Source organism: Candidatus Poriferisodalis sp. (genome assembly GCF_965214215.1).
GTDB lineage: Bacteria > Actinomycetota > Acidimicrobiia > Acidimicrobiales > Poriferisodalaceae > Poriferisodalis.
The window spans coordinates 1,791,991-1,813,812 of the sequence record NZ_CBDCBD010000003.1 but is presented as its reverse complement, the minus strand read 5'-3'; the positions used below and the strand labels follow the sequence as shown (position 1 = coordinate 1,813,812).

The 21,822-nt window shown below is 66.4% G+C and carries 17 protein-coding genes and 1 pseudogene; 11 read left to right on the top strand and 7 right to left on the bottom strand.

The window, feature by feature from the left end:
* Positions 1-60 precede the first annotated feature (60 nt).
* Positions 61-1,344 carry an acyl-CoA dehydrogenase family protein gene (locus tag ACOOF5_RS10580; RefSeq protein WP_420438908.1) on the top strand — a complete coding sequence of 428 codons (1,284 nt, stop codon included), beginning with the start codon at positions 61-63 and terminating at the stop codon, positions 1,342-1,344.
* A 117-nt stretch (positions 1,345-1,461) separates the two neighbouring features.
* Here ACOOF5_RS10580 and ACOOF5_RS10575 read toward each other — a convergent pair whose 3' ends face one another.
* The 5 genes from ACOOF5_RS10575 to ACOOF5_RS10555 all read right to left on the bottom strand — a co-directional run bounded on the left by ACOOF5_RS10575 (position 1,462) and on the right by ACOOF5_RS10555 (position 11,055).
* Positions 1,462-2,727 carry a sulfotransferase family protein gene (locus tag ACOOF5_RS10575; protein ID WP_420438906.1) on the bottom strand — a complete coding sequence of 422 codons (1,266 nt, stop codon included), beginning with the start codon at positions 2,725-2,727 and terminating at the stop codon, positions 1,462-1,464.
* Positions 2,728-2,841: 114 nt separating this feature from the next.
* Entirely contained in the window at positions 2,842-4,092 is a 1,251-nt protein-coding gene (locus ACOOF5_RS10570; protein WP_420438904.1) for a DUF2399 domain-containing protein, read from the bottom strand.
* Positions 4,089-5,207, bottom strand: a complete 1,119-nt coding sequence (locus ACOOF5_RS10565) for a TIGR02678 family protein (RefSeq protein ID WP_420438902.1) — start codon at positions 5,205-5,207, stop codon at positions 4,089-4,091. Before ACOOF5_RS10565 ends, ACOOF5_RS10570 begins: the two co-directional genes overlap by 4 nt.
* Positions 5,204-6,901, bottom strand: a complete 1,698-nt coding sequence (locus tag ACOOF5_RS10560; RefSeq protein WP_420438900.1) for a TIGR02677 family protein — start codon at positions 6,899-6,901, stop codon at positions 5,204-5,206. The genes ACOOF5_RS10565 and ACOOF5_RS10560 overlap by 4 nt, the downstream gene beginning before the upstream one ends.
* A complete protein-coding gene (locus ACOOF5_RS10555) occupies positions 6,898-11,055 on the bottom strand; it encodes a TIGR02680 family protein (protein WP_420438898.1) in 4,158 nt (1,385 codons plus the stop codon). Before ACOOF5_RS10555 ends, ACOOF5_RS10560 begins: the two co-directional genes overlap by 4 nt.
* A gap of 413 nt (positions 11,056-11,468) precedes the next feature.
* On the opposite strand from ACOOF5_RS10555, the gene ACOOF5_RS10550 reads away from it, so the two are divergent.
* The 10 genes from ACOOF5_RS10550 (at position 11,469) to ACOOF5_RS10505 (ending at position 18,824) form a co-directional block, all read left to right on the top strand.
* Positions 11,469-13,538 carry a RecQ family ATP-dependent DNA helicase gene (locus ACOOF5_RS10550; protein ID WP_420438896.1) on the top strand — a complete coding sequence of 690 codons (2,070 nt, stop codon included), beginning with the start codon at positions 11,469-11,471 and terminating at the stop codon, positions 13,536-13,538.
* Positions 13,535-14,524 carry a DNA-processing protein DprA gene (locus ACOOF5_RS10545; RefSeq protein ID WP_420438894.1) on the top strand — a complete coding sequence of 330 codons (990 nt, stop codon included), beginning with the start codon at positions 13,535-13,537 and terminating at the stop codon, positions 14,522-14,524. Before ACOOF5_RS10550 ends, ACOOF5_RS10545 begins: the two co-directional genes overlap by 4 nt.
* 107 nt (positions 14,525-14,631) lie before the next feature.
* A complete protein-coding gene (locus tag ACOOF5_RS10540; RefSeq protein ID WP_420438892.1) occupies positions 14,632-15,525 on the top strand; it encodes a restriction endonuclease in 894 nt (297 codons plus the stop codon).
* A 20-nt stretch (positions 15,526-15,545) separates the two neighbouring features.
* The gene (locus ACOOF5_RS10535; protein WP_420438890.1) at positions 15,546-15,767 is read left to right on the top strand and encodes a ribbon-helix-helix protein, CopG family; all 222 of its coding nucleotides are present in this window, start codon (positions 15,546-15,548) and stop codon (positions 15,765-15,767) included.
* Positions 15,745-16,005, top strand: coding sequence for a type II toxin-antitoxin system RelE family toxin (locus ACOOF5_RS10530; RefSeq protein ID WP_420438888.1), 261 nt, complete (start codon positions 15,745-15,747; stop codon positions 16,003-16,005). The genes ACOOF5_RS10535 and ACOOF5_RS10530 overlap by 23 nt, the downstream gene beginning before the upstream one ends.
* 172 nt (positions 16,006-16,177) lie before the next feature.
* On the top strand, positions 16,178-16,441 hold the full coding sequence (locus tag ACOOF5_RS10525) for a type II toxin-antitoxin system Phd/YefM family antitoxin (RefSeq protein WP_420438886.1): 264 nt from the start codon (positions 16,178-16,180) through the stop codon (positions 16,439-16,441).
* A gap of 3 nt (positions 16,442-16,444) precedes the next feature.
* Positions 16,445-16,891 (top strand): type II toxin-antitoxin system VapC family toxin, encoded by a 447-nt coding sequence (locus ACOOF5_RS10520; RefSeq protein ID WP_420438884.1) that lies wholly within the window; start codon positions 16,445-16,447, stop codon positions 16,889-16,891.
* 58 nt (positions 16,892-16,949) lie between these two features.
* The gene (locus ACOOF5_RS10515) at positions 16,950-17,195 is read left to right on the top strand and encodes a ribbon-helix-helix protein, CopG family (protein WP_420438882.1); all 246 of its coding nucleotides are present in this window, start codon (positions 16,950-16,952) and stop codon (positions 17,193-17,195) included.
* The gene (locus ACOOF5_RS10510) at positions 17,189-17,512 is read left to right on the top strand and encodes a type II toxin-antitoxin system PemK/MazF family toxin (protein WP_420438880.1); all 324 of its coding nucleotides are present in this window, start codon (positions 17,189-17,191) and stop codon (positions 17,510-17,512) included. The genes ACOOF5_RS10515 and ACOOF5_RS10510 overlap by 7 nt, the downstream gene beginning before the upstream one ends.
* A 418-nt stretch (positions 17,513-17,930) precedes the next feature.
* Positions 17,931-18,824, top strand: a complete 894-nt coding sequence (locus ACOOF5_RS10505; RefSeq protein ID WP_420440951.1) for a restriction endonuclease — start codon at positions 17,931-17,933, stop codon at positions 18,822-18,824.
* Between the two features lie 420 nt (positions 18,825-19,244).
* On the opposite strand, the pseudogene ACOOF5_RS10500 reads toward ACOOF5_RS10505, so the two are convergent.
* A pseudogene (locus tag ACOOF5_RS10500) lies at positions 19,245-19,928 on the bottom strand (DEAD/DEAH box helicase family protein); the annotation flags it as partial.
* A gap of 633 nt (positions 19,929-20,561) precedes the next feature.
* A complete protein-coding gene (locus ACOOF5_RS10495) occupies positions 20,562-21,785 on the bottom strand; it encodes a carboxylate-amine ligase (protein ID WP_420440949.1) in 1,224 nt (407 codons plus the stop codon).
* Positions 21,786-21,822 lie beyond the last annotated feature (37 nt).

The following is a 21,822-nucleotide window of genomic DNA, read 5'->3' as shown; positions in this document are numbered from 1 at the left end:
GCTTGGGGCTGCTTGTCCGCCGGACTTCCTCACAGTCCTCCCCACCATCAGGAGCCTGACATGGCCGCTGCCGACACCGTCGAGATCACCGAGGAGCAGTTTGCCGCTGAGGCACTGGAGTTCTTGGAGGCCAACGCCAAGCGCAAGGCCGAACGGCGCGAGTTCGTGTGGGGCCAGGGCCCCGACAATGCGGCACTCTTCGAAGAGGTCGACCGAGAGCGCGAGCGGCAGGAACTGGAAGCTTCCAAGGAATGGCGGGCCACCAAGTACGACGCCGGCTTCGGCTGGATCAGCGGGCCGACCGAACTCGGCGGCAGCGGACTGCCCCGCAAGTATGAACGCGTCTGGGGCCAGCTCGAGAGCCAGTTCGACACGCCCGACGGCGGGTTCTTCGGCATCGGCCTGGGCATGGTGGCGCCCACCATCTTGGCCCACGCCAGCCCCGAGGTGTCCGCCGACGTCCTGCCAAAGATGTACCGGGCCGACATCGTGGGCTGCCAGCTGTTCTCCGAGCCGGGCGCCGGTTCAGACCTCGCCAGCTTGCAGATGCGAGCCGAACGTGACGGCGAGGAATGGATCCTCAACGGCCAGAAGGTGTGGACCTCGGGTGCCCACTACTCCGATATCGGCGAGGTGATCGCCCGGTCCGACTTCGACCAGCCCAAGCACCAAGGCCTCACCGGCTTCCTCGTGGACATGAAAGCCCCCGGCGTGGAGGTGCGGCCGCTGCGCCAGATGACCGGCGGGGCGAATTTCAACGAGGTGTACTTCAGCGACGTGCGTGTGCCCGATTCGCAGCGCCTCGGCGACGTGAACCAGGGCTGGGGCGTGGCGCTCACCACGCTGATGAATGAGCGAGCGGCGATCGGCGGCGGCTCAGGGGGCGGCACTGGCGGTGGCAGCTTCACCAAGCTGGCGGCGATGGCCAACCACTACGGCCTGAGCAGCGACGCGCTGTCCCGCCAGAAGCTCGCCGAGATCTACACCCACGGCAAGGTGCTGGGCTGGTCGAACCAGCGCACGATGGATGCACTGCGTGCCGGCCGCACCCCCGGGCCGGAGATGTCGCTGTCGAAGATGGGGCTGATCCGTCAGATGAACGCCACCTGCGAGTTCGTGGCCGACACGATCGGGCCGAGGCTGGTGGCCGACTCGGGCGAGTGGGGCACCTTCTCGTGGGCCGGCTTCGTGCTGGGCTTCCCGGCCATGCGCATCGCCGGCGGCTCAGACGAAGTCATGCGCAACATCGTCGGCGAGCGTGTGCTGGGTCTGCCCAAGGAGCCCGGCATCGACACCACCAGCCCGTTCCGCGACCTGAAGGTCGGCACCCAACGCGCCGAGTGAGTCGGCCCGCGTGAAGGCCGGCTTGGCACGCCTCTTGGATCGCCGGCCGACGACCCGTCTGCGTCCTCACCAGGAACGCTGCAGCCCCTGTGCTCACGGCCGTTGCGTGTGCACAGGTCACTCGGACGGTGCGTGGAATCCGCACCGAGTCGGCTTCGGTTCAGCGCTCCGGGGGCAGGTCGAAGTGGGAGATGTACTGCTCGGCGGCGGCACGGATGCCCTCGGCGGTGAATCCCAATCCTCGGGCCGGTAGCGGTGCGTGCCGTACTTGCCCTTGGGCTTGTGCGCTAGGTAGTCCTGCACGGCTTTGGCGTAGGCATCGGTCATCGGCAGGCCCATCTGCTCGAGGGCTGCGCCCAACGCGCCGACGGGGTCGCTCACCAGTTGCGTGTAGCGGACGTCGACGAAGCGCTCATCGGGCACGGCGCCGGTGGTTCGCAGATTCACTGAGTCGTTGAGTGCGAAAGCGAAGGCGTCGTGCACGAATTGGGCGTTGCCGCCGACGTCGACGTCTTGGAAGCGCATCCAGTGGACCATGGCGGTGATGCTGGCGGTGGAAGTGATGGTGCGGGCCGGGTCGCGGTGGGTCTGGATCACCCAGGCGTCGCCGAAGGCCGCGAACAGCTGCGGCAGCGCGAAGAGGTGGCCGGGCGTCTTGAGCACCCATTGGGTGGGGCCCGCGCCGTGCTGGAGCACCCGGAGGATCTGCCGCTCGTAGCCGAAGTTCACGTCCAAGTCGGGAATCCACCCCGTCAGCGGAGCGATCATGCTCCAGTGGTAGCCGGCGAAGCTGCCGGTGGTGAGGGTGATGCACTCGACGGGCAGGTCGGCCCGGAACTCGTGCATGGCGAGGAACTCGGGCTGGATGTCGGCCCAGAACTCCTGCTCGCACTCGCCTATCTCCCGCCGATCCGCGAGGCCAGATTCGGGCAGCGGCACCGGATGGAGCGCCTCGGCGCCGAGCGGCGCTCGCAGGTCAGGGTGCAGGCCCAGCAGCTCGAACAGGATCGTCGTGCCCGAGCGGGCAGGACCGGCGATGATCGCCGGCGAAGCCACGGGCTCTGCGGTGATGGCGGGATTGGCGTCGATCGCAGCGGTGAGCAGCAGGCGCGTGCGCAACGAGCGCAGCAGCTCCTGCTTGGACATCAGCCGGCCGAGCAGGTGCATGGGCAATGCGTCCAGATCCGCAGCCAAGGATGCGAAACGCTCCTGCCATTGCGGGTCTCCCAAGTCGCCGGCAGGCATGCCGCCCACCGAAGCGGTGGCCAGCTCGAGCAGTTCGCCGGCGTCGATGGGCACCAGATCCTGCGGTCGGCCCCCGATCGAGTCGCCCATGAGGATGATGCGCCGCACCCAGTCAGGCCGGGTGTACCGCTCGTTCATAGGGGTGAGAGCGGCAGCTTCGGGAGGCATACCGACGGCAAGGTACCAGCACCTCGCCGCCCCCATAGCTGCCGCCATTGATGCCTCCTGCCAACGGCAAGCATGTTGCCCGGCTCAGCGAGCGGCGTCGCTGAAAGCAGCCAGGAATTCGGGAGCGGTGCACTCCTCGTGGACGATGATTCGGCAAGTGTCGAACTCCGCTGCCAGTTCCCGATCCCACGGAGTGTCGCCGCAGGTCCGATCGTCGCGCTGCAGCGAGGCGCCACTGCTGTCGAGACCCTCGACGGCGCGGAGATAGTCCGATGCATCCATCATCCAAGGAACACAGCCGCGCTCCTGCATTCGGCGGCAGATCGAGATGCCGTCGGCATCGAAGTCTCCGTGGTAGCTCAAAGCGGCCCCGGCGGCGGCCATCTGGGCGAGCAGATCGGTGACGGCTGTCGACGGATTGCCATTCGTGCAAACCAGTGCGAAAGATGTCCGGCTGGCCATCGCCGCCTCGACGACGCTCGGATTCTCGACGACGAGTACCGGGGTCTTCTCGGCGATCGCTATGGGGTGCTCACGAAGGAGCCTCAAGCTGAGATGCAGGGGCATCCCGCTGTCGGCGGCGTCGTTCAGCATCGAGGCAAGCGGCGAAGAGCCGAGCGGCCGCAAGCCCCACGTGAGCACCGGTGCTGAGACCGAATCGACCGGGACTCCTGCCGCCTCCCACAGCTGCCTGCCCTCCAGCTCCTGGCCCCGCGGCCCCAGTTCGCGGCGCAGCGCGCGCTTGGCTGCCGAGGCCAACTTTGTGCCCTCGTCGAGCGCGTGGGCAGAACCGAAGAGCTCAGCAGCCAGTTGAGCGCGGGTGGTCAAGATGGCTGGGGCATTTGCGAGATAGCCGAGCAGGCGACGGATGCCGTCCACCAACGAGGCAACCTCCATCTCGTCGAGTCCCCCGACGAGGCCCGACGAGCGCAGCTCCTCGGCCCACTCCCCCGCCCACGGCTCTGGCCAACCGGATACGGCGTCGGCCAGCGCTGCGTGCGCCCGCTTGGTTCGCGCCCGTGCCCGGCGCGCCGCCACAGCCGCCGGGTCAGGTGGGTATCCGAGCCTGGACAGCGCCGAGTCCAGATCGCGCCCGATGCCCCGACGACGCAGGCCGTCCTCCAGCACCCTCAAGTCCACACGAGCGCCCGGCGAGCGTTCGAGCAGAGTGGTCAACGTCAGCGAGCAGCGTGGCTCGATGGCAGGCATCGCCATGGTGCGTTCCATCGCCGGGCCAGCGCGATCGAGTCGGCGGCGAACTTCTCGCCACAGGATCGCCAGACCCGGGTCGGTCAGCGATTCGGGCACGGCATCGCGTGTGCCGGCCGAGGTCACAGCATCGTCTCTTGGTGGTGGGTCGCCTCGACGCGATAGCGGGCCGCTGCCGGCAGCACCACGACATCGTGATCGCCGAGTTCCACCAGACGGTGATCGGCGAGCAGCTCCAGCGCTTCGGCAGCGAGCCGGGCCGGGTCTTGCGCGAGCTGGGACCAGTACGGGCGATACTCCGCTGCAAATTCGGCGGTCATCGCGGTCACGACCTCTCGGCTGACGGGCGAGGCTGCGTGGCGCACCAGCGCGTCGGCCAGCAGGAGCGCTGCATGGCCGACAGTCCCCGTCGACGGGAACGCCACATCGGTGAGCTGCCCGTGCGGATCGACCGCCATCACGCCCTCCGCGCGCGCCTCGATTCGCAGCCCGAACATCTCGTCGAAAAAGTCGGCTTCTTGTCCGAGTCGGCGACGGAGCTCGGACCACTCGGCGTCGTCGAAATCGCCGCGGTACACCACCGGTTCTTCGAGCAGCAAGGCTCGCATCCACGCACGCGACGACCGGCGGCTCTCGGTACGGTCGAGGAGTTCATCGACGGTCTGCGAGCGGGCCAGAACGGGCATCGGCAGCATCGCAATGCGATCGGGCCGCATCTCGATCAGGGCATCGGCCTCCTCGTCATCGCGTAAAGCGTCGACCCGTTCGGCGAGCTCGGCTGCGAGCCCGTGGGCGATCATCCAGCGCAGCGCGGTCACCAGCGCCCGCCGGTCCGACGATTCCTGCCCGTGCTCCACACCCGCCTCCGCGGCGGCGGCGCGTACCGCGCCGACGAGATCGCGCAGGCTGATGATGCTCGGGCCCGATACGACTGCCGCCAGGATCAGCGCCAGTGCCCGGTACTCGGGCAGGCGGAAGGGCCGAGGCTGTGTGCCCGCAGTGCGAAGCGGACGACGGCGCGGGATCGCCATCGCCTTGTGGAGCCGGGCAGTGTCCGCGGTGACCTGCAAGCGATAGCCGAAGCGCTGTGTGAACCACTGGTCGAGGCGCTGGTGATTCCGCCGGATCAGTGCGAAGTGGTCAGGATGCCGTTCGGCTGCCACCAGCGGGTGCATGACGATGAATCGAGCCGCGTCGCGCAGGTCGGCGGCGAGACGGTCCGACATAGGGCTCTGGCTCATGCGGCGGGGACCTGTCGGGGTGCGAGCGGAAACCCTCGCCCCGACGCCGAGGCCTCCACGCGACCGGCCGCTTCGTCAGTCACGGGATCGCCCACGGCCGGGTCAACGATCACGACGGTCATGTCATGCATGGTCATGCGCCCCTGCGGGCAATGCACCACCGTGCTGGCGTGGTGCACGCGTCGCAGCTCGCACCGCAGTCCCCAAGCGTGGGAGGCCCTCATCCCCCCGGCGTCGGGGGCTTGGCGCCCGGCGATCGCCATGAGGTCTCGCAGGAACGCGAACGCGCCCGAGGACAGCTCGGCGCCGTCGACGCTGCCGTCAGCGTCGACCCATGACAGCAGTTCCGCAGCGGACGCCTGCCGCTCGACGCGCTCGCGTTCGATGCGTTCGCGCATGTGCTGCTGCGCTTCCCGGCGATCCCGCATCGGCGTGGGCCAGCCCCGCTGCATACGCTCGCCGCGCTCACGCAAAGAGACGGGCACCGACGCGCAGGGAGCGTCCCGCCAAGCGGTCGCAGTCGGCGCCGGGTCCTCCGCGTCGGCGGCGAGCAGTCCGCCGTGACGGCACGAGCCGAGCCCGAGCGCTGCCGAGAAGACGTCGTGCGCTTGCTGTGCGCTCGGCACGTCGTCCACGAATGCCGCGAGGCGCAGGAAGTCGGCTCGCCGCGAGGTGGTGAGCGCGCCGAGGCGCGACAGCCGGCTCAGATTCGCCGTCAGCGTCCTGACCGCAGCCAGCGCCTGGTCGGTGAGCTGCGTCAGCCGCGCGGGGCGGGCAGGCTCATCGCAGAACCAGCCCCGCAGCAGTCTCCAGTGCTCGGGTTCGGACCCCTGCAAGCGTCGTACGTCGAATTCGTCGTCGAGTCCGGCGTCGCTCACGCGGCCGGCGAGACCGGTGTCGATCGAGGCCAACAGCGCGTCCAGCCCTGCCAGGATCGTCTGGAGGCATCGCTCGATCGGCTTGCGCATCCGTTCGATCTCGTTGAGCCGCTCGTCGACGTAGCCGACAATCACGCCGGCCAGCAGTTGCACTTCCTCGGGGCTCAGGTCGTAACGGCTCTGCCACTGCGCGAGCTGCCTGAAGAATCCGGTCAGCTCGTCCGCGAATCGCTCGTGCGTGTCGAACACCGAGCGCACCGCTGCGGTCACGTCGGCGGCCGGAAGGTCCCGATACTGGCGGGGAGCGTGATCGGCCAGCAGTTGCAGGTGGCGGCGCAGTTCGCCCAGGCGTCCGGACTGAGGGTCGGCTACCTGATCGGCGCTGGCGAGCACGCGCTCGACGAGGTCGAAGACTTGCTGGCCCGCAGGCGTGATGAGATAGCGATGCCGGCGCCGGTAGTAGTCGTCGATGCTGGAGGGTCGCCCGATGTCAGTCGAGGCTTCGAGATTGCCCCAACGTCTCAGGCTCTCCAGGCGGTCGTGCACCGTGTCGGGGGACATGGCTTCGGCGAGATGTGTCCCGGCGAGACGGGCATGCACGTCGGCAGGGCCGAAGTCGGAGAAATAGGTGTCGGCGAAGACCGCGAGAATGGCACGGTACTCGGCCCATTCCTCGCCCCCGAGGTAGCGAAACAGCATGCGCGCCTCGGCGTTGGAACGCGAATCGGTCGAGACCTCGACATCCCGGTCCGGCCCGCCGTGTTCGTCCGGCCCGCCCTGCTCCGATCCGGCAACGCGGGCCCGCGAGTCGCTCATAGGGACACGGCCTGTTCGAGGGAGTGTCCTTGCCAGAGGTAGCGATCCAGCAGGATCGTGCGCAGCACCGGATCTCGCACGATCTCGACGACGGACAGCTCCGAAAGGGTCGCGTGGTCGCCCCACAGCCGCTCGCTCGTCGCGATGAAGTCCAAGTCCAAGGCCACGAGCAGGCCGAACAGCGCTGCATGGTTGTCGGCAGACACCTTCGCGAAAGCATCGTCGAGCAGGACGAAACGGGCAATGGCGGGTCCGTCGCCGTAGGAAGTTGCCTGCGACTCGGCCATGGCATCGCAGGAAGCTGCGACAGCGACGAACAGCGGCAGGTAGGTGACGAGCTTCTTCTCGCCTTCGGAGAGCGGCGTCCGCCTGCTCAGCCGCGCTTCGGGCGCCTCGGGTCGCGTCACCATCACGTCAAGGTCGTGCCACTGCTTGTAGTCGAGCGTGTGGGCGATGAGCTGCCGGTAGGGGGCATCGGGCTCGTCGGCTCGGGCGTCCTCGAGGCGTTGCGACAGCGCAGCACGCACTGCGTCGTTCTCGTCCGTAGTCCGCAGGTCGGGCTGCTTGGCGAGCAGTCCCACCATGGTGGACGTGGCTTCGTCGAGTTCTGGCGAACGTCTCCAGCGGAGCCGCACTCCGACGCGGTGCGCCGTCGCCACGGTGCTGAGGCGCTGGTTCATCAGATCGATCAGCCGTTTCGCTCCGTGCATCTTCTCTGCGATCTCGGTGGCGATGAGCCCTTGGAGCAGTTCGCGCAGCGCGTCGGTCTGCTTGCGGTCGAGCAGGCCGGCGAGTTGGCGAAGCTGCGCCGACGATGCGCTGTGGGCCTCGGCCAGCGTGGCGCTGGCGGCGAGCGGCCCGCTCACCTCGATCCGCAACGGACGGCTCGCGTCCGGCTGGAAGTCGTGAGCGTCCCAGCCCCCACCGAGGGCCTCGCGCTGTCGACGAAGCGATTGACGCATGCCGTCTGCGTTGACGGTCTCGGGCGGCCGGTCGGACGCGCCGTCGCCGTCGGGGCCGAGGCCGGGGCCGGGGCCGGGGCCCACGATGCGATCTGCGCCCTGCGCCAGCGCCTCAAGCCCCACGTGCCCGCCGGCATCGGACGTCGGCGTCGCGATCTCCGTCCCGCCCGTCAGCGCGTCCAGATAGCCCCGCATGCCCAGGATGTCTTCGAACTCGCTGCGGAACTCATCGCACTGCTCTTGTGCAGCCTGCACGCCATGTTCGGCAGTCCCGGCTTCGGCGCGCAGCCGTGCTTGCTCGCCGACGGCACGGTCCTTTCCTTCCCGCATCTGAGGCAGGCCCCTGTCGAGCTCGTCCAGCTCGGCCGCGAATCGATCCCGTTGGGCACGTACCCGCTCGTATTCCACACCGATCGAGCCGGTCAGCACGTCCAGCCGAGCTTGCTGCTGATCGCGCGCTGAGGCTGTCTCCTCCGAGTGCCTGGCCGCCTCGTCACGTTCGGCGAACCCAGAACGGAGCTGACCGGCCAGCCGGCCCCATTCGCCTACCGAACGCTGCAGCGTCGTCAGGCGTGACCTGCACTCCGCCGTGTGACGATCGAGCTCGGCGAGCCATCCCACGACCTCGCGCAGAGAGGAACGCTCGCGCGGCAGCGCGCGGGCGGCAGCAGCGCCATGCAGTTCCTCTTCGGCATGGACCGCTGCCCGCTCGGCTTCGTCTGTTTGCGCAGCAGCCGCCTGTCGGCGCGTCTGGGCCTGCGCCAGCTCGACATCGGCAGTCTCACAGGCGCTCTCGGCACGGTCGAGCGCAGTAGGGGAAGGAAAGGCGTTGCGGTGGCTGTGCAGCTCGTTGAGCAGGCTTCGCTGGCCGGCAAGCAGCTCATCGAGGCGGGCTTGCTCAGCGAGCAACCGCTGCAGCTCATCGTGTGCTGCCTCTTGGGCGCGCCGCAGCGCTTCGAGCCGCGCCGCGGCGCCGATGTGCTCGGCGCGCTCTTTGCGATGGCGGCCTGCGAGAGCGCCCACACGGAACGAGCCGTCGATGCCGACGGCGGCGCCGGCCGTGTCGGTCGTGGCCTCGTCGCCGGCTCGGGCAGACTCACCGCCGCTGCTCACCGGTTCGCAACTCACCGACTCGAGCAGGCGGACGATCACGCCTTCGTCGACGCGGCCTGCGAGATGGGTCGGCACCGTGACCTCAAGCAGTCTGCTCAGCGGGCGTTCGCACGGCGCGGCATCAATAGCCACCAGCTCGCCGGTCGCCAGCTCCACGGTCCCCGCGGCGACCGGCCGCGCCGACAACAGGCCTGATGCCTCCAAGCCTGCTTCGAGGCCTGCCCGGTCGCCGGGTTCGACGTCTGCGGCGAAGTCGATGACATCGGCAAGGCAGTACTCCGCACGAGACTGCCACGCCAAGCGGGGCGACTGCGGCTCGGTTCGGCCCATCAGTTCATCCAGCACTGCCTGCTGGCTCATCGCAGCCGTCTGAGCTTCGCCGAGGCGGTGACGCGTCGCCGCAGCACGCTCCTGTTGCATCTCGACCGTCGCCTCGAACTCGCCGACGAGCTGAGCGCGCAGCTCCTCACGAGCTTGGGGCGTCAAAGCCGCCGACGCTGCTGCGGTGCGGCCGGCCGCGGCCGGCGGGCCGACGGCGTCGCACAGCCGAGCCGACTCGCTGCACCACTGCTCGACCTCGAGCGCCCAGGCGCGCATCGCTTCGGCCCGCGCTCGGTCATGGGAGGCGCATCGCTCGCTCGCCTGCTCATGTGCATCGGCAGCGGCCTCGAGCGCCTGCCGGGCGCCGGTAAGCCGAGTCTCGGCCTCGTCGAGCAGGTCCCGCGCGGCATTGACGACCTCGACGTCGTCGCGCCGATGCCGCACCGCTGCAACGACGCCTTCGGTGCGCCGCTGCGCCTCGCTCACGTCGAGCGGCTCGGGAGCGAAGGCATCGGCGCCGTCGATGGCCGACCGTCGCAGTTCCAGCGCAGGCGGGGGACGTTCGGCAACGCCGCAGCGGTCGGCGACCTGCGCTGCTTGCGACAGCGACTCGTTCACGTCGCGGAGGTCATCGTCGCTCCTTCGTCGCGCAGCGTCCAGCTCGGCGGTCGTGCTGCGAATCTGCTCGTCGGCGCGCTCGACGCGGTTCTGCGCAGCGTCGGCGTCCTGCCTCAGCCGCTCGACCAAGTCCCGCAGGGCGTCGAGTTGGCGGCCTTCCTGGTACGCGCGGGATTCCTCGATCGCGGAGACCTCGCTGCGCAATCGCCGGATGCTGCTCTCAGCCTGCGAGATCTCGCCTTCGATGCGCTGCACTCGCTCGTCAGCCTCGCTTGTCTCCGCGCGCAGCCTCGCTGCGGCCCGGCGACGGCGCTGGTGCTCTGCGAGCAGCCGTCGCGCCTCGGCTGTCCTGGCCTGCAAGTCGCCGACGCAGTAGGCGCGGTAGCGGTTGAGCAGGCTTCGCAGCGTCGAGACCGTGCGTTCCAGCGTTGCCACATTGCGACGATGCTCGTCGAGGTCGTCGAGTGGCGCCGCCGCATCGGCAAGCGCTTGGTCGGAGAGCTGCGGCAGCGCGTCCATCAGATCGTCGGGCAGGTCCTTGTCGATCCGGTCGCCGACTCTCGGGTTGCGCACCTTGTCGATCAGGCGGATGTGCTGGTCGAGGCCGGCGCCGCCGAAGAGCTTCTGCTCGATGAGCCGCCGATACTCCCGCCGGTCCCGCTCGGGGAACACCGGGTCGCCGTCGAGGCGATCTCGCAGCACGTCGGCGGACAGCGCGACGCTTTCCTCGACGAGATCGACATCGATGCCGGGCCGCTTGGACGTCGCGAACCACCATGTCCTCACGTTGTCTGCCTGCCGATTGGCCCGGATTCCACATCCGCAGGCGAAGCACTCGGTGCCGCGCCGGAATTCGATCCACAGGTATCCGACCGGCTGAGGGTCGTCGCGGCCGTCGAGCATCCACGACCGCAGCAAGCCGTGCTGGTCCTGCGCGGCGTCGATGTTGCGTTGGCTCGCCGTGAGCAGGAACGGCAACAGCATGTTCATCGCCGTCGACTTGCCCGAACCGTTCACCCCGCGCAGCAGCAGCCGTCCGCCGGCGAAGTCGAGCACTTCGTCGCCGTACTGATAGACGTTGATGATTCCCGCGCGCTCGAGCCGCCACCGCTGCGGCGCTTCGGTCAAGCCATCACTCACGGCGCAGAACGTAGCCAACCGGTGTGACACGAATGCACGAAGCAGGCTGTCGAACGGCACGGGCTCGATTGCCGGCAAGCGGTGCCACCGTTCAAGCGATGCCGCAGCGTCGAGCATCGGACGGGGCAGAGGGTGCAGCTCAGAACTCCTCGTGCTCGCAGTACGTGTCGCCCACCGACGCGAGGCTTGCCGCCGCGATTAGATGCCAATGCCCGTCCGTCTCGCAGATGCGCCTCTACCCGGCGTCGCCGACCCCCGACCGAGATATGAGGTCGCCGCCTTCAGGGCAGCTCACTCGACTCCGAACGCGGCAACGATGCAGTCGCGAATCTCATTCGGGTGATGTCACACCGGTTCATTACCTTCCACGCTGTGCGCAACCCACATCAACGAACACAAAGACACGGGCTCCGGTGAGCGAGACGTTTTCGTCGGCGAGGGCTCGGCGGCTGCTCCGCGACTTGACGGGCGATTCTGCAGCCAAGTTTCGAGACGACCAACTCGGGGTCGTCCGTCGGTTGGTTGAGGACCGAGGACGGGTGCTGCTGGTGCAGCGAACTGGCTGGGGCAAGAGCGCGGTCTACTTCATCGCCACCAAGATGCTGCGAGGTGCAGGATTCGGGCCGACGCTGCTGGTCTCACCGTTGCTCGCACTCATGCGGAATCAAATCGACGCGGCAGAAAGGATGGGTGTCCGCGCTGTCACGATCAACAGTTCGAATCGGGACGACTGGGAAGAGCTAATCCAGCAGATCGAAGATGACGAGGCTGACATCGTCCTGATTTCACCGGAACGACTGGCGAATCAGGAATTCCGTAGCGAAGTGTTCCCGACAATCGGAAACCGTTGCGGTCTGCTGGTCATCGATGAAGCCCACTGCATCTCCGATTGGGGTCATGATTTCCGCCCCGACTACCGCCGCCTTGTCCGGGTGCTGGACTTGCTGCCGAGTGGGGTTCCCGTGCTGTGCTGCACGGCGACGGCCAACGACCGCGTCGTCGCCGATGTAACGGCTCAGCTTGGGTCGGAGTTCGAGTCGGCGCGCGGACCACTCGGTCGGGAAGGCCTCCGGCTGCATGCTCTCGCCATCCCGTCGCAGGCAGAACGCTTGAGCTGGCTCGCAACGACCTTGGAACGGCTGCCGGGCACCGGAATCGTCTATTGCGCAACGGTTCCCGACACTCGACGCGTAGCCGATTGGCTGACATCCCGGGGCATCTCGGCAGCGGCCTACAGCGGGGATACCGATCCCGACGAACGGCCAAGAATCGAACAGCGGTTGCTGGACAACGATCTGAAGGTCGCTGTGGCCACGTCTGCCCTGGGTATGGGCTTCGACAAGCCGGACCTCACTTTCGTCATCCACTACCAGTCGCCGGGCTCGGCGATTGCGTACTACCAGCAAGTTGGACGCGCTGGTCGAGGTGTAAAGGCGTCTTGGGGCATCTTGCTGCGCGGCACCGAGGATGCCGACATCCAGAACCACTTCATCGATACCGCGTTTCCCGACCCACAAGTAGCCGCCGACGTCGCCCGCTTGCTGGAGGAGCACCCCGAACCGATGCGCATGGGCGAACTGCTGACGGCTGTCAACGTGGCCCAAGGCCAGCTCGAGAAGCTGCTCAAGAACCTCGAGGTCGACCTGGCTGTCGAACGCATCGGTTCAGCGTGGCAGCGCACCCTGCAGCCGTGGTCCTTTGACCATCAGCGAATGGAAGCCGTCACTGCCCAGCGCCGCGCGGAATTGGAGCAGCTCGACGAGTACATCCACAGCGGCGAGTGCAGGATGCAATTCCTGCGCCGATGCCTCGACGATCACTCGCCGGACCCGTGTGGCATCTGCGACAACTGCAACGGCGAGACGATGACCATCGAGCCGGATCCGGCTGTAGTTCAGGAAGCAGTGAGATTCCTTCGACGCGGCGAGAACGAGATTGCTCCTCGCAAGCGATTGGGCGTCGGTGGGTCCATACCAGCCGGTTTGCAACTTGCTGAAGGCCGCTCGCTCTCGCGATGGGGCGATGGCGGATGGGGCACTTTGGTGCGACGAGGCAAACAGGACGACGGCCGGTTCGACGACAGGTTGGTCAAGGCTTCAGTGAAATTGATCAAGAAGCGCTGGCAACCTGAGCCTTCACCGGCTTGGGTGACTTTTGTGCCATCGATTCGACATCCGAGACTCGTTCCTGAGTTTGCGCTCAGGCTCGCCAAGGCGCTCGGCCTGCCGTGTCAGGATGTCATCGTGAAGATGCGGGAGACATCGCCGCAGAAGGCCTTGCAGAACAGCCAACAGCAGTTTCGGAACGTGGCCAACGCATTCGAGGTGCCTTCGAGCGTGCCCGGTGGACCGGTGCTGTTGGTCGATGATGTGGTCGACTCACGTTGGACGTTGACCGTCATCGGGCAGCAGCTCCGCGAGGCAGGCTCTGGCGAGGTGCTCCCGTTTGCGCTCGCAGACTCGGCGGGGAGATCAAGTCGATGAAGCGCAGCGACGATGCTCTGGCGACGATTGCGCTGGTCAGCCGGCTGTGCGCCGATGAACTGCGGCCCTTGAAGGCATCAGAGTTCTGGAAGCTCATGGCCAAGCCGGATTCTCGACCGAGTGACCTGCTCGGCATGAGTGCGGGTGACTTGACCTCAGATGACGGCTTTTCGACGGTCCTCGCCGAACGCTTGGTTGCGTTGCTAGGACGCGCGACTTCGCTTGCCTTCGAGATTGAGCGCCTGCAGCACTCGGGAATCAAGGCGATCACTCCGTTCGATGAGCACTACCCGAACTGCTGGTCAGATCGCCTCGGGGCCAAAGCACCTCCGTTGTTGTATGCAGCAGGCGCTGCTGAGTTGCTCGACTGCCGAGGCCTGGGCGTCGTCGGCAGCCGCGACGTAAGCCCAGATGGCGCCGAGGTTGCGGTCGCTGCTGCGCAGAGCGCTGCCTCCCGCGGCCTACCTCTCGTTTCGGGCGGCGCTCGCGGCGTTGACCAGCTCGCCATGAATTCGGCACTCGATTCGGGTGGGACGGTCGTCGGCGTTCTTGCGGACTCGCTGGCTCGCAAGCTCCGCAACGCAGACATCCGTGCAGCGATCCACGATGAGCGGATCGTCATGTGTACGCCCTATAGCCCCGATGCCGGCTTCAGCGCTGGAAACGCCATGGGTCGAAACAAGTTGATCTACGCGCAGGCAGCGCTGACGCTTGTAGTCGCGAGCGACAACGGCAAGGGCGGCACATGGTCAGGCGCCACCGAAGCCCTCGACAACAAGTTCGGCCGGGTTGCCGTGTGGCGAGGACCGGGCGAGGGATCAGGTAACGAAATTCTTGACCGGCGTGGTGCTGCGCCAGTCGCCACTATCGACGAACTCAAGTCGTTGCTCGATGGCGATGGTCCGCTCACTGGTGCCGATGTGCCGCCGTCGAACGGCCATCTTGAGCAACGAACGCTCTTTGACGACCAGCCGGCCGTGCTATGAATCGCGCGGATTCGCCATTCCTCGGTCTCCGAGCGCGAAGCTGACGATCGAGCAAGGAAGCCCGGTTGCCCTGGGAGCAATTCGGCTCCCAGCGGTAGCTTCACGCCATGAGCCAATCGGGCCTGCCGCGATACGACGAGTTCATGCTTCCAGCCCTCGAAGCGCTGACGGGGCTTGGAGGCTCGGCGCGAAGAGACGAAGTCATATCTGCGGTGGCCGATAGCGAAGGACTCACCGACGAGCAACTCGAGGCCCGCTACGAGACCACGGGAGCGTCGGTCGCAGCCGATCGGATCGGATGGGCGTTGAGCTACCTGAAGAAGATCGGAGCAGTCGACAATTCCAGCCGCGGCGTCTGGGCGATCACCGATGCCGGACGACGAATTGAGTCGCCATCCGAGATTGACGAGCGACTACGGACCGTTCGGGCCGAACTCGCTGCCCGCGCGGCGGAGCGGAAACTCCGCGTCCAGTCAGGTGTGGATGACAACAACGAACTCGACTTCACCGACGAGACCGACCCAGATGCCCATTGGCAGTCGACCTTGCTGAAACGGCTGCTCGAGATGACGCCCGCTGCGTTCGAGCGATTGACCCAACGGCTGCTGCGTGAAGCTGGGTTCCGCGAGGTCGAGGTCCTCGGGCAAAGCGGCGACGGCGGACTTGACGGGGTTGGCGTCTACCGCCTGTCGCTCGTGTCGTTCCCGATCTACTTCCAGTGCAAGCGGTACAGTGGTTCGGTCTCGTCCAGTGCCGTCCGCGACTTCCGTGGAGCAATGGCCGGCCGCGGCGAGAAAGGCCTCCTGGTGACGACGGGCACCTTCACCCGCGGCGCTCGTGACGAAGCGAGCCGAGACGGCGCGCCGCCGGTCCAGCTCATCGACGGCGAAGACCTCTGCGACCTGCTCAAGGAATACAGGCTCGGCGTTTCCACGCGCATCCGCTCGATCGAGGACATCGAGATCGACAACTCCTGGTTCGAGCAGTTCGAACCCGCCTAAGCGCTCACAGGGAGAAGGACATGAGCCAGATCACCGTCCGAATGCCCGACGAACTGGTGGCAGCGTTGGATTCCGCCGCAGCTCAGCTCAAGCGGAGCCGTGCCGAAGTGGTTCGGCACGCGCTGGAGCGCTACCTGGAAGACTTCGACGACCTCGACATCGCCCTGCAGCGCTTGCGCGACCCATCGGATCCGGTGATCGATTGGGACCAGGCCAAGCGTGCACTACTCGATTCGGATTAAGCGCAGCGCCGAGGGAGAAATCGCCCGCATTCCCCTCCCACATCGTCGGCGAATTGTCACTGCAATCGACCAGCTCGCCACAGAGCCGCTCGCCGGCAGCACGCTCAAGGGCGGCCTGCGAGGACTGCGCCGAATCCGAGTCGGCGACTACCGAGTCGTATACGAGGTGCTCGACGATGAGCTGGTCGTGCTCGTCGTGCGCGTCGCCCACCGACGAGAGGCATACCGCCGTGATTAAGCGGCGATCCACTCGTCGCGGCGGCTGCGGAGTGTCGTCGGTTCGCGAACCATCCCGCATCACAGCGCGACCGACTCGGCGACTGGTCGATGGCCGTCCACCAGCGCGGACCCTTATGTACAATTCGGAATATTCTTTTTGTACATTTAGATTCCGCTGATACGGTCTGAATGTGAACGTTGCCGCCACGGAGTTTCGAGCCAAGTTGCGTCACTGGCTGGACTGCGCTCGCTCTGGCGAGGAGGTGGTCATCACCGAACGTGGCGTTCCTGTCGCAAGGCTCTCAGGTATCGACTCGGCGCCGACCATCGAGCGGCTGACTGCAAATGGCGTGATCTCGCGACCCGTGCGAGACGAACGACCCAAGGCGACAGGACAACGGCGTCCTCGTCCTCGCTCGCCCTTGTCGGATCTGGTCAGCGATCAGCGCCGCTGAGCAGTGGCAATCGCGTACTTCGACGCCAGCGCGTTGGTGAAGCTGATCGTCGATGAACCCGGCAGCGAGATCGCAGAGGCGATCTGGGATGGTTGCGACGCGGCCGTATCCAGCAGGCTGGCGTTCGCCGAAGTCTGTGCTGCGCTCGCCGCGGCTGGCCGGCGGGGCGACCTCGACGAGACGGAAGTCGTGGACTGCGAGGAGCGTTGGCAACAGGTTTGGTCAAGCGTCCAGCCAGTCGAGCTCAGCGAGAACGTCGAACAGTCCGCCGGCCTGCTCGCGCGGCGCCACAGACTGCGCGGAGCCGACGCCGTCCATCTGGCAAGTGCGCTGGTGCTCAACACCGCCGACTTGGTGGTCGCGGTATGGGATCGCCGCCTCCACGACGGAGCAGTGGCCGAACATCTAGCCGTCGTGCCCGCCACGTTGCAACGGCCTGCGAACAACTGAGAACCGCAACGCCGAAGATCTGGGTCGCCTCCATCACCATATGATTTAGCATATGCCTATGGCTCGGCGTGAAGTACTGGTTCAGCTCGACGACGAACTCATTGAACGACTTGCGGCGATCGCAGCCGCTGAGGGAACGAACAGGTCCGCGTTGCTTCGTCGCGGTGCGCGAGCTGTGATCGAAGCCACCGATCTGGCCGCGGCCGATGCCGAGCTCGCTGCTGCATATCGCCGCCAGCCGCAGGATCCGGCATTCGTCGAGGCGGCAGCACGATTGGCGGCCGAGACAGCGCCGCCGTGGTAACGCGCAACGAGATCTATTGGGGTGATCTCGGGGAGCCCGGCGGGCGACGACCCCTGTGCGTGCTGACGAGGGACGCGGCGGCTTCGGTGCTGACAGCAATCACTTGCGCTCCCATCACCCGCACGATGCGCGGCATCCGCTCGGAGGTCGAGATCGGCGTCGATGAGGGACTGCCAGCGATGTGCGTCATCAGCTGCGACAACATCGTGACCGTGCAGATTGCGCGCCTCGACCCTGAACCAGTCGGCCGACTCGGTGCCCTCAAACGGGCACAACTCGATCAGGCACTCCGCTACGCCCTCCACATCGCGTACTGATGGGCCCCGTCCCGGAATCTGAAGATGCGCTCGGCTTGCTGCGCAAGCTGACGGGTGATCCGGCTGCCGACGTTCGCAATGACCAGCTTGGCGTGATCCGCCGATTGGTCGACGAAAGGGGCCGAGTCCTGTTGGTGTAACGGATTGGCTGGGGCAAGAGCGCCGTTTATTTCATCGCTACCAAGATGTTGCGTGATGTGGCTCGAGGCCCGAGGCTGCTGGTATCGCCGCTCGGCTCGCGGACGCACTCGGATTGCCCTGTCACGATGCGGTCGTGCAGGTTCGCGACACGCAGCCACAGAAGTCGATGCGGAACAGCCATCAGCACTGCCGCGCCCGCCAGGCGAGCAGCTGAGGATCGAGCAAGGAAGCCCGGTTGCCCTGGGAGCAGTCCGGCTCGCAGCGGTAGCTTCACGCCATGAGCCAATCGGGCCTGCCGCGATACGACGAGTTCATGCTTCCGACCCTCGAAGCGCTGACGGGGCTTGGAGGCTCGGCGCGAAGAGACGAAGTCATATCTGCGGTGGCCGATAGCGAAGGACTCACCGACGAGCAACTCGAGGCCCGCTACGAGACCACGGGAGCGTCGGTCGCAGCCGATCGGATCGGATGGGCGTTGAGCTACCTGAAGAAGATCGGAGCAGTCGACAATTCCAGCCGCGGCGTCTGGGCGATCACCGATGCCGGACGACGAATTGAGTCGCCATCCGAGATTGACGAGCGACTACGGACCGTTCGGGCCGAACTCGCTGCCCGCGCGGCGGAGCGGAAACTCCGCGTCCAGTCAGGTGTGGATGACAACAACGAACTCGACTTCACCGACGAGACCGACCCAGATGCCCATTGGCAGTCGACCTTGCTGAAACGGCTGCTCGAGATGACGCCCGCTGCGTTCGAGCGATTGACCCAACGGCTGCTGCGTGAAGCTGGGTTCCGCGAGGTCGAGGTCCTCGGGCAAAGCGGCGACGGCGGACTTGACGGGGTTGGCGTCTACCGCCTGTCGCTCGTGTCGTTCCCGATCTACTTCCAGTGCAAGCGGTACAGTGGTTCGGTCTCGTCCAGTGCCGTCCGCGACTTCCGTGGAGCAATGGCCGGCCGCGGCGAGAAAGGCCTCCTGGTGACGACGGGCACCTTCACCCGCGGCGCTCGTGACGAAGCGAGCCGAGACGGCGCGCCGCCGGTCCAGCTCATCGACGGCGAAGACCTCTGCGACCTGCTCAAGGAATACAGGCTCGGCGTTTCCACGCGCATCCGCCCGATCGAGGACATCGAGATCGACAACTCCTGGTTCGAGCAGTTCGAACCCGCCTAAGCGCGTTCGGAGCACGTTGACGGCTCGGCGACTGCTGAGCAATTCCCGAATCGTCCATTTGGCGCGAGCAAAACCGCAGGTCAGAGACTTGCCGCAGGTGCCAAAAGCGAATAAATCAGCAGTCTCCTTGGCGAAGATCAGCGTCTTGGGGATGTGCTGCAACAGGCCGTCGTCGCGGCGCTCACGATCGGCGAACATCTCGGGCAGCGAATTGCGCAAGGTGCGCACGACCGTGCGGATCTGATCGGGCGTCACCACCCGTCTGTCGAGCTGGTTCGCGTCGTAGGCGATGTCCTCGTCGATCTTCTCCAAACGATGCTCGCGTGTGTCGCGGTCGCGGAACTTGGTCACGAACTCAGCCGGGACGATGCCGCCGGACTCAGTGATCTCGGTGCGGATGCGGAACACGTCAAAATCGACATTCACGCGGTCGGCCACCGCCTGGGCGTGTCCGTACTCCATGACGAGGTTCTGGTCGAAGAACCCGAACGTTTGCATCCCAGGGGTCGCGGTCAAGCCCACGAGGAAGGCGTCGAAATACTCGAGCACCTGACGCCACACGCCATAGATGGAGCGATGGCACTCGTCGATGATGATCAGGTCGTAGGACTCGATCGGCACCGCCGGGCTGTAGGCGACCTCGACCGGCTCGGGCGGAGCGGTCTCGAAGCCGCTCTTCTCGTCGAGGGATTCGTCGAACTCGTCGTCGCCTCGCAGGATCGAATGCAATCTCTGGATCGTGCAGATGTGGACCTTTGTGGCTGCCTCGTTTGCCATGTCGAGCCGTGACGACGTGAGATGGCGGACGTTGTACAGCTCAGTGAACTTGCGCCCGTCGTCGGGCGTGGCGAACCCCTGGAACTCTCGCAGCGCCTGGCGACCGAGATTCGCCCGGTCGACGAGGAAGAGGATCCGCTGGGCGCCCGCGAACCGCAGCAGGCGATAACAGACATTGGCAGCAGTGAACGTCTTGCCCGAACCGGTAGCCATCTGGATCAGCGCCCGGGGCCGATTGTTCTGAAACGACTGCTCAAGATTCCCGATCGCCTCTGCCTGAGCGGGCCACAGGCGCCCAGCGTCAGCGTCGAGCCCAGGCAGGAGCATCACACCCGCACGCAGGCCCGGTTCGCGACCCTCCCCCTCGGCATGATCCGCCAGCCAACGCGCCAGCGTTTCGGGACGGTGGAACGTGAACACCCGACGACTCGCAGGCACAGGGTCCAGCCCGCTCGTGAACCGCGTCTCGGCACCGGTCGACTCGTAGCCGAACGGCAGCGCCCCATGGATCTCGACAGCAGGCAGAGCCTCCGGATAGGCAGCCTGATACTTACGCGTCTGCGGCTCAACCCCAGTCAGCGTCATGCCGGCCTTCTTCGCCTCGATGACACCCACCGCCTGGCCGTCTACGTACAGCACATAGTCAGCAGGGCCAAGCGCAGTCGGCACCTCACGAACGGCAACACCCTGAGCCGCAGCCACCGCTGCGCTCGTGTAGTCGTGCACCACCCAGCCGCAAGCTTCAAGCTGCTCGTCGATATCTCGCCGGGCCAGCTGCTCGGGCGCCATGTACTCGTTCACAGCGTCCCCGCACTCAAGACCGCCACCTCACACCGGCAGCCATCGTACGATCTCGCCGTCGGCTGCCACATTCTTCGCCGCGCCGCTACGGGCGGCGTAGCTCCGCAACCGAGCCACGCGTCGCAGGTCGCGGCCGAAGGCCACTGTCTGATCGCCCTGTCAGTCGTAGAGCCCCAGATCCTGGGCCTCGGCAGTCAACTGGTCGGCGATCTTGCGGCGGTGCGCATCGTCGCGATCGCTATGGCCTGCCGCGTCGGGCGGGGCCAGGGTGTGCTCGATGAGGTGTTGCACTACTTCGGCTAGGGCCTCGTCGATGTCCGCGCCGGCGTCGAGCGCCGCTTGGTAGACGGCGAGCTGGTGGCTCGCTGAGGTACCTCGCTCACAGATGGTGCGCAGGTGACCGATCTCATCAACGCAGTCGAGCGCCTCCGCATCGGAACTCACCAGCTCGATGAGTTCGTCGACCAGATGCTCGTTGGGCACCAGCGTGCCCTTGCCCAAGTCGATCAGCGAGCCGCCGATGCCGTAGCGCTCCGCACGCCACAAGTTCTCGCCGATCAGGAAGTTGGCATAGCTGCGCCACCGCTGATTCCCGTCTCGCAGCCGCCACAGCATCCGCAGCACGCAGACATACGCAGCAGCGATGGCGATCGCGTCCTCCATGCGGGTCGGCAGGTCGGTGACCCGCATCTCCAGGGTCGGATAGCGCTCCGAGGGCCGGATGTCCCACCAGATCTTCGACGAGTCCTCGATGATCCCGGCGTTCACGAGCACATCGACATGACGCCGGAACTGCGCCCAGGAATCGAACTTCGGGGGCAGGCCGGTGCGCGGCAGCGTCTTGTACACCGCCGACCGGTAGCTGGCCAGCCCCGTGTCGCGACCCTGCCAGAACGGTGATGAGGTGGACAGGGCCAGCAGGTGCGGCAGGAAATAGGTCACCTGGTTCATCAGGTCGATCCGCAGCTCAGGGTCTTCGATGCCCACATGGACATGCATCCCCGAGATGACGAGCTGGCGGGTGATCTCTTGGAGATCGTCGGCGAGGACCCTGTAGCGCTCCTTGTCGGTGATGTCGAGCTCGTGCGGCCTGGCGAACGGATGGGTGGACGCGGCGATCGGTGCAAGCCCGTGTTCTGCCGCGGCCTCGGTGACCGCCAGTCGCAGCAGGCCGACATCGGCGCGCAGGTGCTGCACGTCGCGGCACACATCAGTGCCGATCTCGATCTGCGCGCTGAAGAGCTCGGGGCTCACGAGCCCGTGACGCAGCTCGGCGACCCGCTCGATGAGGCCAGGCGGCTGTGCGGCTACCAACGCACCGCTGTCACGGTCGACGAGGAGATACTCCTCCTCGATCCCCATCGTCCAGCTCGGCTCGTCGATCACCGCCCACGAGTTTGCCAAGCCGTGCGCCTGCTGC